We start from the raw sequence: 15,626 nt of genomic DNA on the forward strand, positions 1-15,626 counted from the left end.
CAGAAATGCCAACGAGCGGACGGAATATGGATCGTCTTTCCGCGGGCGCTTTTACTGAGTGGTGACTCACCTCGACGGATCACCGGGAAGGAATCTGATGTACGCGATAACCGGAGTGACAGGCCACGTCGGCGGCGCGGCGGCCCGGGAACTTCTGGCCAGGGGAGCAGCGGTGCGGGCCGTGGTCCGCGACGAGGCCAAGGGCGCAGCCTGGTCGCGGGCCGGCGCCGAGATCGCCGTCGCGGACTTCGGCGACAGGGCGGCGCTCGCGGAGGCGTTCCGCGGCTGCCGCGCGGCGTTCGTCATGCTGCCGACCGACCCGGCACTGGCCGACGCCGACGCCGGCCACCGGCGGCTGGCCGACTCGATCGCCGGAGCGGTGCTCGGCAGCGGGGTCCCGCACGTGGTCATGCTCTCGTCGATCGGGGCGGAGCTGGCCGAGGGCACGGGCCCGATCCGCTGGCTCCACCACCTGGAGAACCGGCTGCGGAAGACGGGCGTGACCCTGACCGCGATCCGGCCGCCGCACTTCCAGGAGAAGGTCGAGACCGTGCTCGGCGCCGCCCGCGAGCTCGGCGTCTATCCGGTCTTCGCCGACTCGGCCGACGTGCCCACCCCGATGGTCGCGACGCGCGACGTCGGCGCGGTGGTCGCCGAGGCGCTGTCGGCGCCGTCCCCGGTCGAGGAGGTCATCGGCCTGGACGGCCATCACTACACCGAGCGGCAGGTGGCCGAGGAGCTGGGGAACGTGCTCGGCAGGCCGCTGGAGGTGGTCACCGTCCCGCGGCCGGAATGGGCCGGTCTGATGGCGCGGGCCGGAGTCCCGCCCGAGTTCGCCGAGGAGCTCGCCGCCCTGTACGACGCCGAGGGGCGCGGCATCCTCCGGCCCGGTGGCGACAGGCGGGTCACGTGCGCGACCGAGCTGGGCGAGACGCTGCGCCGGCTGGTGAAGACCGCCTCCTGACGGCGCACCGGCTGCCGCCGGCGCAGCAGGCGTACGGCCGCAGGTCACGATTCGATATCGCCCGTAACCGTCGGCCTTGACGGGTTCCTCCCGGAGGAGCGATCGTCTAGGACATCGTTGAACCGGTTCGCCACCGACGCCGAGACCAAGTGCATCGCGCACAGCCGGACACCTGCCGATCTTGGCCTGCCATGGAGCGATCCCGGCACATCTGTCGAACCGGTTCGAAACTTTGGAGGTGGGAGTGGCGACGATCGGGGACGTGGCCCGGGAGGCCGGGGTCAGCCGCAGCACGGCGTCGTACGCGCTGTCCGGCAAGCGCCGCATCTCGGAGGAGGTCCGGCAGCGGGTGCTGGCGGCGGCCGAGGCCCTGGCGTACACGCCGAACGCGGGCGCCCGCGCGCTGGCCACCGCCCAGACCAAGGTCCTCGGCCTGCTCGCCCAGTTCCACGAGGACGAGTTCGCGCCCGCGATGATGCAGTACATCCTGGGGGTCACGAACACCGCCCGCGACCTGGGCTACGACACGCTGCTGGTCACGGAGGCCGACGGGGTGCGGGCGCTGCGCCGCGTCACCGACTCGCGGATGGTGGACGGCGTGGTGCTGATGAACATCGCGCACGACGACGCCCGCCTGCCCATCCTGCGGGCCGCGCCGCAGCCGGGCGCGCTGGTGGGCCTGCCCGGCGACTGTTCGGGGCTGGACGTGTTCGACCTCGACTTCGAGGAGGCCGGCCGGCTCATGGTCGACCACCTGCACCGGCTCGGCCACCGTGAGCTCATCCTCGTCTCGCAGCCCGAGCACGTGGTGGAGCGGGGCGGCGCGTACGTGTGGCGCCTGCGCGACGCCGCGCTCGAACGCGCCCGCCAGCGCGGCGTCGTCCTGCACGCCGTCTACGGCGAGTCCCGGCAGCCGGCCGTGGGACGCCTGCTCAACCACCTGCTCGACATCCATCCCGAAGCCACCGGCCTGCTGATCAACAATGAGGCGGCCGCGGCCGCGCTGCCCTCCGTGACCCATGCGCGGGGGCTGCGGGTGCCCGAGGACCTGTCGGTCATCGGGCGCTATTCCGCCGAGTTCGCCGCGACGTTCTCCCTGCCCTACTCCCACATCGAGAGCGCGCCCGACCGCCTGGGCGCCATGGCGGTGCGCCACCTCGTGCGCCGCGTGGAGTCCCAGGCGGCGCACGAGGAGCCGTTCGTCGTGCGCTTCATCTCTCCCGAACTGGCCTCGCCCGGCAGTACCGCACCCCCGCTCCCCCGCTGACCCCGGGGAAGACAGCCCTGCCCGTTCCACAGCAATCAATGTGAGCGCTAACAATGGAGAATCGGATGAAACACCCGTCCGCGAAGGCCACCCTGCTCGGTGCCGCCGCTCTGGCGCTGGCCGCCTGTGCCTCCACGCCGCCGCAGGGCGGCACGAGCGCCGCCGGGACCGAGGGCGGCGCCTACACCTGGTGGGACCCGTACCCGCAGCATGATTCGAGCTCCGCGTGGGCCAAGCGGGTGGGCGCCTGCGGGCAGGAGGCCGGCGTCACCATCGAGCGCACCGCCTACGACACCACCGCGCTGACCAACCAGGCCCTGCTGGCCGGCCAGGAGGGCAACGCGCCCGACGTCATCCTCCTCGACAACCCGGCCGTCTCGACCCTGGCGGACGCCGGCATGCTGACCGCGATGGCCGACTTCGGCCTTGAGGTGAACCGGTTCGACAAGAACCTCGTCGCCGCCGGCGAGCTGGACGGCAATACGTACGGCATCCCCATCGGCGCCAACACGCTCGCCCTCTACTACAACAAGAAGATCCTCGACGACGCGGGCGTGGATCCCGCGACGATCAAGGACTGGGCGTCGCTGGACGCGGCCCTGAAGAAGGTCAAGGCCGCGGGCAAGAAGCCGATCACGTTCGCCGCGATCGGCACCGAGGAGGGCTCGTTCCAGTTCCTGCCCTGGTTCTGGGGCGCCGGAGCGCAGCTCACCCAGCTCGACTCGCCGCAGGCCGTCGAGGCCCTCCAACTGTGGAGCTCCTGGCTCAAGGACGGGCTCGCGCCCAACTCGGTCATCAGCAACTCCCAGAACACCACCTGGGAGGAGTTCCTGACCGGCGAGTTCGCCTTCGCCGAGAACGGCACCTGGCAGATCAACAGTGCCGCCGAGGCGGACTTCCCGACGGGCATCGTGCAGATCCCCGGCAAGGACGGCGGGACCGCGCCCACGCCCACGGGCGGCGAGTTCATCACCGTCCCGGTGCAGAAGGACACCCAGCGGTACGCCGTCACCAAGAAGATCCTGGAGTGCATGACCACGCCGGAGGGACTGGTCGAGACCGGCACGACCTTCGCGTACTACATCCCCTCCACCGCCGACGGCCAGCAGGCGATCCTGGCCAAGGAGCCGAGCCTGAAGCCGTGGGTGACGGCGGTGCAGTCGGCCAAGGGCCGTACCAGTGACAACCTCGGGACTGACTACCCCAAGATCTCCGAGGCCCTGTGGACCGGCGTGCAGAAGGCGCTGAGTGGCGCGGCGAGCCCGGCCGACGCGCTCAAGGACGCCCAGGCGCAGGTCGAGCAGGCCACCGGCGACTGATCGGAAACTCCATGGGTGCAACTCGCACGGCCGGGGTGCTCTCGCCCCCCGCGCACCGGGCGGCGCGGCGGCCCCTCCGGTGGACGACACCGGCCTTCCTCGCGCCGCTGATCGTCTACCTGCTGCTGTTCTACGCCTATCCGCTCTACCGCAACATCGAGCTCAGTCTCCACGACTACACGCCCCGCGCCTTCATCCAGGGCAACCCGGAGTTCACCGGCCTGGAGAGCTACGCCAAGATCCTTTCCGACGACGCGTTCCTGCGCGCGCTGGGCAACACGGCACTGTTCACGCTCGGCTCCATCGCCGTGCAGTACGCGCTCGGCCTGGCCCTGGCGGTCTTCTTCCACCGGAGCTTCCGGCTGTCGGCGGTGCTGCGCGCGATGTTCCTGGTGCCGTGGCTGCTGCCGCTGATCGTGTCCGCCTCGACGTGGTCGTGGATGCTCAACAGCGAGAACGGGATCGTCAACGCGGCCCTGCAGGCGTTCGGGATCGGCCAGATCAATTGGCTGACCTCGCCGGACACCTCGCTGCTGGCGGTCACGATCGCCAACATCTGGCTCGGCATCCCGTTCAACCTGGTCATCCTGTACGCGGGGCTGCAGAACATCCCGGCACCCCTGTACGAGGCCGCCGGGCTGGACGGCGCGACCGCCTGGCAGCAGTTCTGGCGCATCACGTTCCCGCTGCTGCGCCCGGTGTCGGCGATCACGCTGCTGCTCGGCCTGATCTACACGCTCAAGGTCGTCGACATCATCTGGATCATGACCAGGGGCGGCCCGGCCGACGCCTCGACGACCCTGGCGATCTGGTCCTACCGGGAGGCGTTCGGCACCGGGCAGCCCGACTTCTCTCCCGCGGCGGCGGTCGGCAACCTGCTCATCCTCATCGCCTTCGCCGCCGGGCTCGTGCACGTACGCCTGCAACGCGGGGAGGAGCGGTCATGAGGACCCGGTGGAAGACCGCGCTCGGCGTCGTCCTGGTGGCCGTGATGCTCTTCCCGGTCTACTGGATGGTCAACGTCTCGCTCACCCGGACGAGCGACATGCGGGCCGACCCGCCTCACTGGTTCCCCTGGAACCCCACGTTCGAGGGGTACGCCGCGGCCTTCGGCCAGCAACTGCCGGCCCTGGCCACCAGCCTGTTCATCGGGCTCGGCACGGTCGTGCTCACGCTGGCGGTCTCCCTGCCCGCCGGCTACGCGCTGGCCAAGCTCCGCCCGCGCGGCGGCCGGGCGATCGACTTCCTGCTGCTGGTCGCGCAGATGATCCCCGCGGTCGTCATGGCCATGGGCTTCTACGCGATCTACATCAGGCTCGGCCTGCTCAACACCGTCCCCGGGCTCATCGTGGCCGACTCGACGCTCGCCGTGCCGTTCGGGGTGCTGCTGTTCCGGGCGTTCATGGCGGGCATCCCGGGTGAGCTGCTGTCGGCGGCGCAGATCGACGGGGCGAGCACGTGGCGGACGTTCCGCTCGATCATCCTGCCGCTGAGCCGCAACTCGGCGATCACCGTGTCGCTGTTCACGTTCCTGTGGGCCTGGTCGGACTTCATCTTCGCCTCGACGCTCAACCGCAACAGCGACGTCATCCCCATCACGCTCAGCATCTTCCGCTACATCGGCAACAACACCACGCAATGGAACTCGATCATGGCGACCGCCGTGATCGCGTCCATCCCCGCGGCCTTCCTGCTGATCCTCGCGCAGCGCTACATCGCCGCCGGGGTCACCGCGGGCGCCGTGAAGGACTGACAGAAAGGTTTCGCCCTATGAGCAGCCCTGTGCTGCCCACCCGCGGCCGGGTGCGCCCGCTCGGGCTCGCCCGGGTGTCCCTCACCGGCGGCTTCTGGCACGAGCGGCAGGCCGTGAACGCGACGGCCACGCTCGCCCACTGCGAAGCGTGGATGGAGCGCCTCGGCTGGCTGGCCAACTTCGACCGGGTGGCGGCCGGGAGCACCGGCCCCGACCGGCCCGGCTGGCCGTTCTCCGACTCCGAGGTCTACAAGCTGCTGGAAGCCCTTGCCTGGGAGGCCGCGCGGACCGGCGCCCCGGAGGCCGAGGCCGCGATCAAGCGGCTCACGGCCCGCGTCGCCCGCGCCCAGGACCCGGACGGCTATCTGAACACCTGTTTCGGGCACGGCGACCAGCCGTCCCGCTACAGCGATCTGGAGAACGGGCACGAGCTCTACAACACCGGCCACCTGCTCCAGGCCGCCGTCGCCCGGCTGCGCACGCACGGCGAGGACGACCTGGTACGCGTCGCGCGCCGGGCCGCCGACCACGTCTGCCGCACCTTCGGCGCCGACGGCCGGGCCGGGATCTGCGGCCATCCGGAGATCGAGGTCGGCCTGGCCGAGCTGGGCCGCGCCCTGGGCGAGGACCGCTATGTCGAGCAGGCCCGCCTGTTCCTCGACCGGCGCGGTCACGGGACGCTTCGTGACATCCCGCTCGGCCGCGCCTACTTCCAGGACGACATCCCCATCAGGCAGGCGCAGGTGTGGCGCGGCCACGCCGTCCGGGCCCTCTACCTCACCGCTGCCGCCGTGGACGTGGCGGTCGAGCGCAGTGACGACGAGTTGCTGCACGCGGTGGAACGGCAGTGGGAGCGCTCGGTCGCGCGCCGCACGTACATCACCGGCGGCATGGGCTCGCGGCACCAGGACGAGGGCTTCGGCGAGGACTGGGAGCTGCCGCCGGACCGGGCCTACTGCGAGACCTGCGCCGGCGTCGCCTCGATCATGGTGTCCTGGCGGCTCCTGCTGGCCACCGGGAACGCGCGCTACGCCGACCTGATCGAGCGCACGCTCTACAACGTCATCGCCGCCTCGCCGAGCCCCGACGGCCGGGCCTTCTTCTACGCCAACCCCCTCCACCAGCGCACGCCCGGCACGTCCGCCGACCCGGACGAGGTGAGCCCGCGCGCCGAAGGCGGCACCCGGGCCGCCTGGTTCGACGTCTCCTGCTGCCCCACCAACGTCGCCCGCACCCTGGCCTCCCTGCACGGCTACCTCGCCACCGGCGACGACGACGGCCTCCAGCTCCACCAGTACGTCCCCTGCGCGATCAGCGCCGAGCTCCCGGACGGCGGCCGGCAGGCGGCCGTGGAGGTCGAGACCGGCTACCCGCGGACCGGGACCGTCCGCGTGCGGATCGCCTCCGACGCCGCGGCGCCCTGGACGCTGACCCTGCGCGTCCCCGCCTGGGCCGCCGGGGCCACCCTGACCGACGAAGGCCGCACCCGCGAGGTCACCCCAGGTGTGGCCGAGATCCGGCGGGCCTTCCGCGCGGGGGAGATCATTACGCTCGACCTGCCGGTGGCGCCCCGCTTCACCTGGCCCGACCCACGCATCGACGCGGTACGCGGCTGCGTCGCCGTCGAACGCGGGCCCGAGGTCCTCTGCGCCGAGTCCCGCGACCTGCCCGATCCCGCCGCGCTCGACGCCCTCGTGATCGACACCCGCGCCGGGCTCAAGGACGGTGACGACACGACCCTCGTCCGCGCCCTGCTCCCCGCCCACCCGCGGGGAGCCTGGCCCTATCTGCCCCATCGGGCGGCCCCTGAGGGCGACGCCGGATGGCTCAATCTCCCGCTGCGGCCCTACCGCTCCTGGGCTCAGCGGGGCCCGACGGGCATGCGCGTCTGGCTGCCCGTCTCCACCCCCCACCCAGAAGGAGAGTGACATGCGTCCACGCGTCCGAGCGCTCCTGTTAGCGCTCACAACCGCCACTGCCTCCACAACGGCCGCCTCGCCCGCCGCCACCGCAGCCGCCGGCGCCACGCTCACCGTCAACGTCGGCCAGCCGATCCGCCCCGTCACCCACGCCGCCTCCGGCGGGCTGTACGGCCTGGCGGAGAACTCCCGCCCCGCCGACTCCACGCTGCTGCCCCTCAAGGTGAACTCGCTGACGCAGCCCGCCCCCGGCGTCGGCCAGAAGCCCAACGGCCAGCCCCCGGGCGGCGACTCCCTTCTGATCGCCCCGCAGGCCACCCGCGTCGGGGCGGGCCAGTACATCCGGATGCCGGACATCTACCCCGACTTCCCCTACCGGTGGGTGAGCTGGAACGACTGGCTGGCCAAGGTGGACACCATGGTCCGCGCCCGGCTCAACGCCACCACCGTGACCAACGTCATCGGCTGGGAGCTGTGGAACGAGCCCGACTGGACCTGGAACACCGCCGCCGCGGGCGGCTTCAACGACGGCTGGGTGCGTACCTACCGGGCCGTCCGCGCGCTCGACGCGCAGACCCCGATCGTCGGCCCGAGCACGGCCGTCTACAACCGCTCCTGGATGCAGTCGTTCCTCATCCGCGCCCGGGACACCGGCACCCTGCCCGACATCATCTGCTGGCACGAGCTGGAGAACCCGGCCAGGATCGCCGGCGACATCGCCGACTACCGCAACCTGGAGGCGTCGCTGGGCATCAGCCCGCGCCGCATCTCCATCAACGAGTACGCCGCCCCCGCCGAGGTGGACGTGCCCGGCCGGATCGCCGGCTACGTCGCCAAGCTGGAGCGCGGCGGCGTCGAGTCGGCCCACCGGGCCTTCTGGTACGAGTACGGCACCATGAACGGCCTGGTCGTGAACAACAACCAGCCGACGGGCACCTGGTGGCTGTACAAGTGGTACGGCGACATGGCCGGCAACATGGTCAGCACCACGCCGGGAGGCCAGAGCGGCCTGGACGGCTTCGCCTCCTACGACCCCACCCGCAAGATCGTCAACGTCGTGTTCGGTGACGAGGCCGGCACCAACACGGTGAACCTGACCGGCCTCGGCGCGCTCGGCTCCAGCGTCCGCGTCACGCTCCTGTCCACCCCCTCCAGGGGCCGCTTCACCGCCGTGACCGCCCCCACCACCGTCTCCGCCGGCACCCGCACGATCAGCGACGGCCGGCTCAGCGTCTCCGTGCCGGACATGGTGGCGACCAGCGCCTACCAGCTCGTCGTGGAACCCGCCTCCGGCGTGCCCGCCTACCAGCAGCGTTACGAGGCCGAGAACGCCTCGGTCTTCCGCGCCCAGCGGCTGAGCAGCACGAGCGCGTCCGGCGGCGGATACGTCGGCCGCATCGACAACTCCGGCACCCCGCGCACCGACAGCTATGTCGACTTCGTGGTCAACGTTCCCGCGGCCCGCGCGTACACGATGACGATCGGCTACGCCAACGCCACCGGCGCGACCGCGACCCAGGGCCTGGCCTACAACGGCGGCGCCTGGAGCACGGTCAGCTACCCGCCGACGGCCGCCTGGGGCCAGTTCGGCGCCACGGTCAGCACGACCGTCAGCCTGCGCGCCGGGTACAACGTGATTCGCCTGGCCAAGGGCTCGCCGTTCTTCGCGGGCGGCACCGGTTACGCCGAACTGGACTACATCCAGCTCACCTGACAGCAAGCGGATGGTCCGCCCGGGTGGGCTCGCGCCTTCGCAACGGCGGCGAGCCCGCCCGGTCACCGGCTTCTTCCTCATCTTCTCGATGGCCGCGAGGTTCCGGAGCCCGGCTTCGACTCATCAGCAATGGTCGAAGTAGCGTTTGTTGACGATGCGTTCGCGAACCCGATTCCGAGCGTGCTCCGCGGAGCTGGAGGAATTCGATATCGCCGTCACCGTGAAATGAATCCTGGAGAAGCTCCCGGGGTTGTAGCTTGTCTGCGCCGGAGCGTACGACACCTCCACCATGGTGGTGCCGTTGCTGCCGAGAACGGCATTCGGCGGCGTGTATGCCGTGCGGTAGCCGTGCTGGTTCAGAGCGCTGGTGGCGAACGAGCGGGCGTCCTTGTAGCACATCTCCTTGACGAACCATCCTGAGTGCCACGACAGCGGGGCGGCCGATTTCGTCTCGGTCACGACGCCGCCGGCGGTCAGAGTGGCGATCGCGGTGGCCGTGAGCGCCGCACATGCCTTTTTCCTGATCTCCATCGTTACCCCTCCTCTTCAAGGAGTTCGGCGGTACGCGCCTTGGGTGTGTTCACTCACCTCACGACTTCCGCGTTGACCTGGATCCAGACGACGGGCGACAGGCGGGTGCACTTGGACCGGCCTCCCCAGCTGCCTCGATTGCAGGCTTGGACCGTGATTCCGTAGGCTCGCGGATCGGAGCCTGAGACGCGGAAGGTGGTCACCCGCCTCGCGCCACCGGGCACATCGCGCTGCTTTCCGTACCCGCCGATGTTGTAATGGGTCGAGGTATATCCTCCGTAGTACACCTTGATGGTGCCGGCGCATGAGTCGTAGAGGACTCCCAGATACGGGCTGTCGCCGTACCGGTACCGCGGGGGGTAACCCCCGGTGTTCTGTCCTCCCGCCCCGTAGGGAGGACTGCCCACATTGACGTAGCAGTCGGCCGGCCTGAGCGGGGAAGACGTATGAGCCGCATACTCGGCGGACGCCGCGCTCGGCGGAATGCCCGCTACCGAGAGAATGCCTGACAGTATCACCATCGCGCCGCGATGGCACTGACGGAGATTCGACATGTCCGCATCACGCTCCCTGTCTTCACGAGCCGAACGAGAGACTCGATGAATTGTGGAGACCGAAATGTCCTTTCTCTTGATTAAGCGTCCTGCCATTGGAGATCGTCAAGCGGGGTCCGGCAAAATGAAATTCAATCGAGGTTCCGACCGGATCGGCATTCCTTTTCCACCCGGCACCTCCATGGCCGATGCAGAGTCCCCTCCCGAAAGCATCGCGTGAGAGCAAGAGCGCGAGAATTCGCCGCGGATTCCTCCTCGTCGCAGGGCTAATCGAGCGGGTCGGGGGCGCGACCGGCGAGTCCCGCGGCGTACATCTCTTCGTTCAGACGCGTCAACGCGCTACGCACGCCCACGCCGTTCGCGGCGGCGCGCGACGGGAGAGTTCTCGAAGGCGTGAAGGCGGCGAGTTCTCCTGACTGCGGTGACACGGGCGGGGCCATGGCCTGCCCGGTCGAGCCGAAGGCGGCGATGAGTTGTTCCAGGAGCACACGGACGTCGACCGGCGGTGTCAGGCCGGTGACGACAGGCCCCAGAGCGCGCAGGGCATCCGGTATCCCGGCACCGGTCCGATGCGGGTCGCCGAGGTCGAGTTTCGTGCAACTCGCTCTGAGAATCTCGAACAGCCGGTCCACCCGGCGCGCGTCGCGGCCTCGGAACTCGTCGAGGAACTCCTGGCGGTGGGCGAGCACAAGAGCGGCCAGGCCGGCGACGTGAGGAGCCGCCATCGAGGTTCCGTCCCAGGCCGCGTAGCCGCCGTCCGGCACAGACGAGAGAATCGCCACGCCCGGCGCGCACACATCGATCTCAGGACCATGGCAACTGAATTTCGCGGCGAAGAAGCCATCCTGGGTCGCCGGCCCCAGAGCCTCTCCGCCATGAGAGCTCTCAGGATGGTAGGTGTCGAGCCTGCCGACGGCTGCCACGGTCAGGACCGTCGGCAAGGTGCCGGGGAAGTTGACCGGGCCTCCGGTGTTGCCGGCGGCCACGATGCACGCCACACCTGCCTCGCGTGCTTCGTTGATCTTGTCCTCGACGAAGGCGCCCGGCTCCAGGGTGCCCAGGCTGAGGTTGACGACATCGATCTGCTGGGCGATGCAGTAGTCGAGCGCCACGATGAGGTCGCTGAACCAGCCGCCCGGAAATATCTTGCAGGCGTGTACCTCGGCTTCGGTGGCGAAGCCGAGGATGCCCACGCCATTGTCGGCTCCCGTGATGACCCCGCCGCAGTGCGAGCCGTGCCGTACCGTGTCGACGGTCCAGCCGTTGTCGGCGGCGTCGACGAGATCAACGCCCTGGGTTATCTGGCCGCGAAGGTCGGGATGGCTGGTGTCGGCGCCCGAGTCGATGATGGCGATCTTGACGCCCTTCCCGCGCATGGTCGGGGCTACTCGATCCAGCGACATCGCCCGCTGACCCCACCCGAAAATCTGCTGCTCCGGGAAATCGGGAAAGACGTCGGACAGCTTCCTCAGCCTGGCCACGTTGTCGCGGCCGAGCTCGAGGGCAGGCAGGTCCAGCTTCAGGTTCCAGTGGCCGGAGGGCGGGTCGAACAACACCGACTGGACCATTTCCGGGGCTTCCCCGATCAGCGTCACCGTAGCTCGTCCGTCGCGTCCGGTGATTCCCTGGGCGTAGCCCCGGCTTCCCGTGACCGTGATGGTCACGCCCGGGAACGGCTCCGCGTCGGCATCCTGGACGAGAAAGCCGAAGGCGGATTGCTGGCTCAGCGGCTGCACGAATCCGGCGGTGGCAGGTTGTTTCGGCACCGGCGTCGCCCTGGCGTAGGTGAGCGGCCGGTCCCGTTCGATGCGCACCTGCGGGAGGGATCGGCGCAGGACCTTGGCGTGCTCGATGTCCATATCAGCGACCAGAATCTCCGGTACGAGCGCGCCGGCCGAGCTGAAGGGCGTTACCCGCGATGACACCAGGCGGCGCCGTACTTCCACACGCGGGTCGTTCTCGAGCATGCCCAGTACGGTGGCGGGGCTGAGAGGAGGCATGCTGACGCCCATCGCCATCAGCTGCGTCGGCGGCAGAGCGGCGACCATGTACCGCTGAGGGCGAGCCGCCACCTCTACCTGGTGAGGCTGTGAGGACGGCTTCGCCCGCCCGCGGGCCGGGGATTTCGGTTTCTCTTTGTCGGACTTTCCTTTGTTGTCGCTCACGGCGATGTGCCTTCCTGAGGATGTCTGATGTCGGGGCCACGCTCGAGCGGGTTCAATGGCAGATCCCGCTCGATGGTGACCTGTGGTCCCAGGAGCTCGCGCAGCTCTTCCGCGTGCACGGGGGACGTCTCCACGACGAACAGGCTCGGCGCATTTCGGCTCCCCAGTTCGCGTACGACCTCTACTTCCGGATCAGCGGAAAGGACCTCGGCAAGCTGAGCGCCAAGGGCGGGATCCTTGCCGCCGATGAGGTGCGGAACGCGTCCGGACGGATCCTGACCCGATCCGGACGCGTCTGTGGCTTCGCTCATCGTGGCGCGGGAACCGGATAGCCGACGCGTTCCAGTATGTCCATCGCCTTTTGCGACTGGTCCATCGATGCCTGGTATTGGCCGGCACGGTAGAGCTGCAGAGCCTCGCACACCACCGGGATGATGCGGCTGATCTGCGGCTCCCGGGGAGCGGTAACCTGCAACCAATCGTTGAGGTTCTCGAGAAGAGCGCGACTCCGGTCCTGAGGTGATTCTTGGGACAGCACCGGGTCAGCATCTGACCTGCCGGACGCACTCCGGGATGTGGGTGTTTGCATGGCTATTCGCACCATTTTCGCTTCAGCGGCCTGATTCAGTAGCGCCCGTTGACCTGCCGGCCACCCTGCTGCTTCTGGAACAGGTCGAAGAAGTCCTCGACCAGACCGGGACCGTACTCGACACCCAGGTTGATCAGCGACCCCACCAGGTTGGCCGGAATCATCTGACCCTGCTGACCCTGACCCTGACCCGGAGCACCCGCCGACATCGGCCGAACCGACTGAGGCCGAGCCTGCTGACCACCCTGCTGCTTCTGGAACAGATCGAAGAAGTCCTCGACCAGACCGGGACCGTACTCGACACCCAGGTTGATCAGCGACCCCACCAGGTTGGCCGGAATCATCTGACCCTGCTGACCCTGACCCTGACCCGGAGCACCCGCCGACATCGGCCGAACCGACTGAGGCCGAGCCTGCTGACCACCCTGCTGCTTCTGGAACAGATCGAGAAGTCCCTCAGCGATCGAAGGGCCGAAGGTGACACCGAGCCCGACCAGTGTGCTGATCAGTTCTGCGGGCACCATCTGGCCTTCACCGGGCTGCCCCGGCTTGCCTCCGTGACCAGCGGCGGCAGCAGACGGCGCGCCGGCCGCGATCGTTGCGCTACTCATATTTCCCCCTGAGTGAACCGCCAGAACATATGTCATGCCCCGGCTTCAGAAAGTCCCGCGGCGAGATGAACGCGGAACTCGATTACTTGAGTGTGTTGTCGGCGCGCATGTCGAGATGCAGCATTTCCTTTTGAGCCGGTACCCCGGCATGCGCTCCGGCGCCACCCCAGCAGCTTCCCCCCTCGGGCTCCACCTTGTCGCATATCGGCTCGGAACCGCAAGGACACGTCTTTCGTATGAAAAGGCATCCTAGGAAAGACATTCATAGACGACCCTCCGAAGGAAAGCCGAGCAAGGATGCGACAATCGCGTTGTGCATCACAAGAAGGACGGCAGTGGTCGCGGTCCGCTAGGAGACTTTCTCGTTGCCCGGCGGTCCTCGCTCAGCGCGGCCGAGGCCGGACTGCCCGAAACCGGACAAGCTCGACGCGTACCAGGCTTGCGCTGCGAAGAGGTAGCAGTACTGGCCAGGATCAGCACCGACTACTACCGCCGCCTGGAGCAAGGGCGCGTGCGCACCGCCTCACGCACTGTGGTGAACTCCCTCGGGCAGGCGCTCCAACTGAATGGGGATCAGCAGCGCTACCTCGCCCGACTCGCCAACGTCGAGGTGGGCGAAGACAACGGAGGCGCGGACCTGGACCAGCACATCAGGCCGCAGGTCGCCCGGTTGTTGACCAGGCTCGCCGATACCCCAGCGTTGGTCACAACCCCATATCTGGACATCCTGGCCTGGAATCGCCTGGCTGCGGCACTGCTGGGAGACCTTGCCGCGATGAAACCGCAGCAGCGTAATTATGTCCGGATGGTCTTCCTTGATCCGCATATAAGGTCGCTACTGGTGGACTGGAAAGTACGCGCGCAGGAGGCCGTGTCCCGGTTCCGGCTGGCCATCGGCGCAGCCCCCAGGCACGCCAGAATACGAGAGTTGATCAACGAGCTCACGGCCTGCGATGGCGACTTCCGAACATGGTGGAATCAGCATCTGATCACTACCCGCACCTGGGGGCGGAGCCGCCTCAATCATCCGATAGCCGGGCAGTTCAGTGTGGACTGGTACGTGCTTGCGAATGTCGATGACAACGAACAGGACGTCTTGCTGCTCAGCGCACCCGAGGGAACTTCGTCGCATGCCGCCATTCGGCGCCTGGACGCCTGGGCGGCAGAACAGGGCCTTGCGCACAGCGTTGACTCGCACCAGTGAGAGGGCCTGCGTCTCGACGCGCTCTTCGCCACCCGGCCGACTCGGGGGTTCTCTCACCGGGTGCGCCTGTTCATCAATTCCGTTGGAGCAACAATGGAGCTTTCCTTGACGGCTCGTAGATTCATCAAACGCTCTGGCAAGCTTTTCGGCGCGCGGATTCGATCGTCCTCCATAGGGGACGAATCGGGGAGTGGCTGACGTGCCGTAGATTTCGCGGCCGCCCTGGCGCGGCCCTCGCGCGACTTGACCAACGAATACTGAGAGGTAACGACTATGTCCAGAGAACTATTGTTCTACCGTTCCGGTGACGGGGGAATCTCAACGGCCAGGGTCGACGACCAGGGCACCTTCACCGGCCTCAAGGACGGCCGAGTCAACCCCAACTGGACCCACATCATCCCCACCAACAACAACCTCCTCTTCTACCGATCCAACGACGGAGGAATCTCCACCGCCAAAATCGACGACCAAGGCACCTTCACCGGCCTCAAAGACGGCCGAGTCAACCCCAACTGGACCCACATCATCCCCACCAACAACAACCTCCTCTTCTACCGATCCAACGACGGAGGAATCTCCACCGCCAAAATCGACGACCAAGGCACCTTCACCGGCCTCAAAGACGGCCGAGTCAACCCCAACTGGACCCACATCATCCCCACCAACAACAACCTCCTCTTCTACCGATCCAACGACGGAGGAATCTCCACCGCCAAAATCGACGACCAAGGCACCTTCACCGGCCTCAAAGACGGCCGAGTCAACCCCGACTGGACCCACATCATTTCCGCCTAGTGATACGCGGGCCACGGCATGCCCGCCCTGCAGATCCTCCGGCCGGGGATGCGCAGCCGGAACACGCGTCCGCCCGGCCGACGACGGCTGTGGCTCGGCACGTTGAGCATGCCGAGGTGATCGAGCCGTCCGTGGCCGGCGGAGGTACGCAAACATGTCATCCATGCCGCCCCCCCAGCATGTGCCCGGAACCGCCTCGTCGGACGAGTCCGGACGTTCACCAAGAGCTCGCCGGATCGGC

At 68.3% G+C, this 15,626-nt stretch carries 14 protein-coding genes; 9 read left to right on the forward strand and 5 right to left on the reverse strand.

Annotated elements, in window-relative coordinates; translation table 11 throughout:
* Window positions 1–97: 97 nt before the first annotated feature.
* The 7 genes from ADY59_RS00350 to ADY59_RS00380 all read left to right on the forward strand — a co-directional run bounded on the left by ADY59_RS00350 (window position 98) and on the right by ADY59_RS00380 (window position 8,936).
* Complete coding sequence (locus ADY59_RS00350) at window positions 98–964, forward strand: NmrA family NAD(P)-binding protein (protein ID WP_049556273.1); 867 nt, start codon at window positions 98–100, stop codon at window positions 962–964.
* A gap of 244 nt (window positions 965–1,208) precedes the next feature.
* Window positions 1,209–2,231, forward strand: coding sequence for a LacI family DNA-binding transcriptional regulator (locus ADY59_RS00355; RefSeq protein ID WP_049556275.1), 1,023 nt, complete (start codon window positions 1,209–1,211; stop codon window positions 2,229–2,231).
* Between the two features lie 65 nt (window positions 2,232–2,296).
* A complete protein-coding gene (locus ADY59_RS00360; protein ID WP_156325200.1) occupies window positions 2,297–3,550 on the forward strand; it encodes a sugar ABC transporter substrate-binding protein in 1,254 nt (417 codons plus the stop codon).
* Window positions 3,551–3,561: 11 nt separating this feature from the next.
* Window positions 3,562–4,497 carry a carbohydrate ABC transporter permease gene (locus tag ADY59_RS00365; protein ID WP_049556279.1) on the forward strand — a complete coding sequence of 312 codons (936 nt, stop codon included), beginning with the start codon at window positions 3,562–3,564 and terminating at the stop codon, window positions 4,495–4,497.
* Window positions 4,494–5,303 carry a carbohydrate ABC transporter permease gene (locus tag ADY59_RS00370; RefSeq protein ID WP_049556281.1) on the forward strand — a complete coding sequence of 270 codons (810 nt, stop codon included), beginning with the start codon at window positions 4,494–4,496 and terminating at the stop codon, window positions 5,301–5,303. The genes ADY59_RS00365 and ADY59_RS00370 overlap by 4 nt, the downstream gene beginning before the upstream one ends.
* 17 nt (window positions 5,304–5,320) lie before the next feature.
* Window positions 5,321–7,231, forward strand: coding sequence for a glycoside hydrolase family 127 protein (locus ADY59_RS00375; RefSeq protein WP_049556282.1), 1,911 nt, complete (start codon window positions 5,321–5,323; stop codon window positions 7,229–7,231).
* A 1-nt stretch (window position 7,232) separates the two neighbouring features.
* A complete protein-coding gene (locus tag ADY59_RS00380; protein ID WP_053174319.1) occupies window positions 7,233–8,936 on the forward strand; it encodes a CBM35 domain-containing protein in 1,704 nt (567 codons plus the stop codon).
* Window positions 8,937–9,059: 123 nt separating this feature from the next.
* On the opposite strand, the gene ADY59_RS00385 is transcribed toward ADY59_RS00380, so the two are convergent.
* From ADY59_RS00385 to ADY59_RS00400, 5 genes are all read right to left on the reverse strand, one after another.
* Window positions 9,060–9,467, reverse strand: coding sequence for a hypothetical protein (locus ADY59_RS00385; RefSeq protein ID WP_049556283.1), 408 nt, complete (start codon window positions 9,465–9,467; stop codon window positions 9,060–9,062).
* 820 nt (window positions 9,468–10,287) lie between these two features.
* Entirely contained in the window at window positions 10,288–11,988 is a 1,701-nt protein-coding gene (locus tag ADY59_RS00390; RefSeq protein WP_197093357.1) for a S8 family serine peptidase, read from the reverse strand.
* Window positions 11,989–12,182: 194 nt separating this feature from the next.
* On the reverse strand, window positions 12,183–12,497 hold the full coding sequence (locus ADY59_RS49460; RefSeq protein WP_156325202.1) for a hypothetical protein: 315 nt from the start codon (window positions 12,495–12,497) through the stop codon (window positions 12,183–12,185).
* A complete protein-coding gene (locus ADY59_RS49465; RefSeq protein ID WP_156325203.1) occupies window positions 12,494–12,724 on the reverse strand; it encodes a hypothetical protein in 231 nt (76 codons plus the stop codon). Before ADY59_RS49465 ends, ADY59_RS49460 begins: the two co-directional genes overlap by 4 nt.
* 86 nt (window positions 12,725–12,810) lie before the next feature.
* Window positions 12,811–13,386: a hypothetical protein gene (locus tag ADY59_RS00400; RefSeq protein ID WP_156325204.1), complete on the reverse strand. Its 576-nt coding sequence runs from the start codon at window positions 13,384–13,386 to the stop codon at window positions 12,811–12,813.
* Window positions 13,387–13,699: 313 nt separating this feature from the next.
* Here ADY59_RS00400 and ADY59_RS00405 point away from each other — a divergent pair, with 313 nt between their 5' ends.
* On the forward strand, window positions 13,700–14,590 hold the full coding sequence (locus tag ADY59_RS00405) for a helix-turn-helix transcriptional regulator (protein WP_063780511.1): 891 nt from the start codon (window positions 13,700–13,702) through the stop codon (window positions 14,588–14,590).
* A gap of 273 nt (window positions 14,591–14,863) precedes the next feature.
* Window positions 14,864–15,385 (forward strand): hypothetical protein, encoded by a 522-nt coding sequence (locus ADY59_RS00410; RefSeq protein WP_156325205.1) that lies wholly within the window; start codon window positions 14,864–14,866, stop codon window positions 15,383–15,385.
* The last annotated feature ends 241 nt before the right edge of the window (window positions 15,386–15,626 follow it).

It is taken from the genome of Nonomuraea sp. SBT364, from assembly GCF_001083785.1.
Taxonomy (GTDB): domain Bacteria; phylum Actinomycetota; class Actinomycetes; order Streptosporangiales; family Streptosporangiaceae; genus Nonomuraea.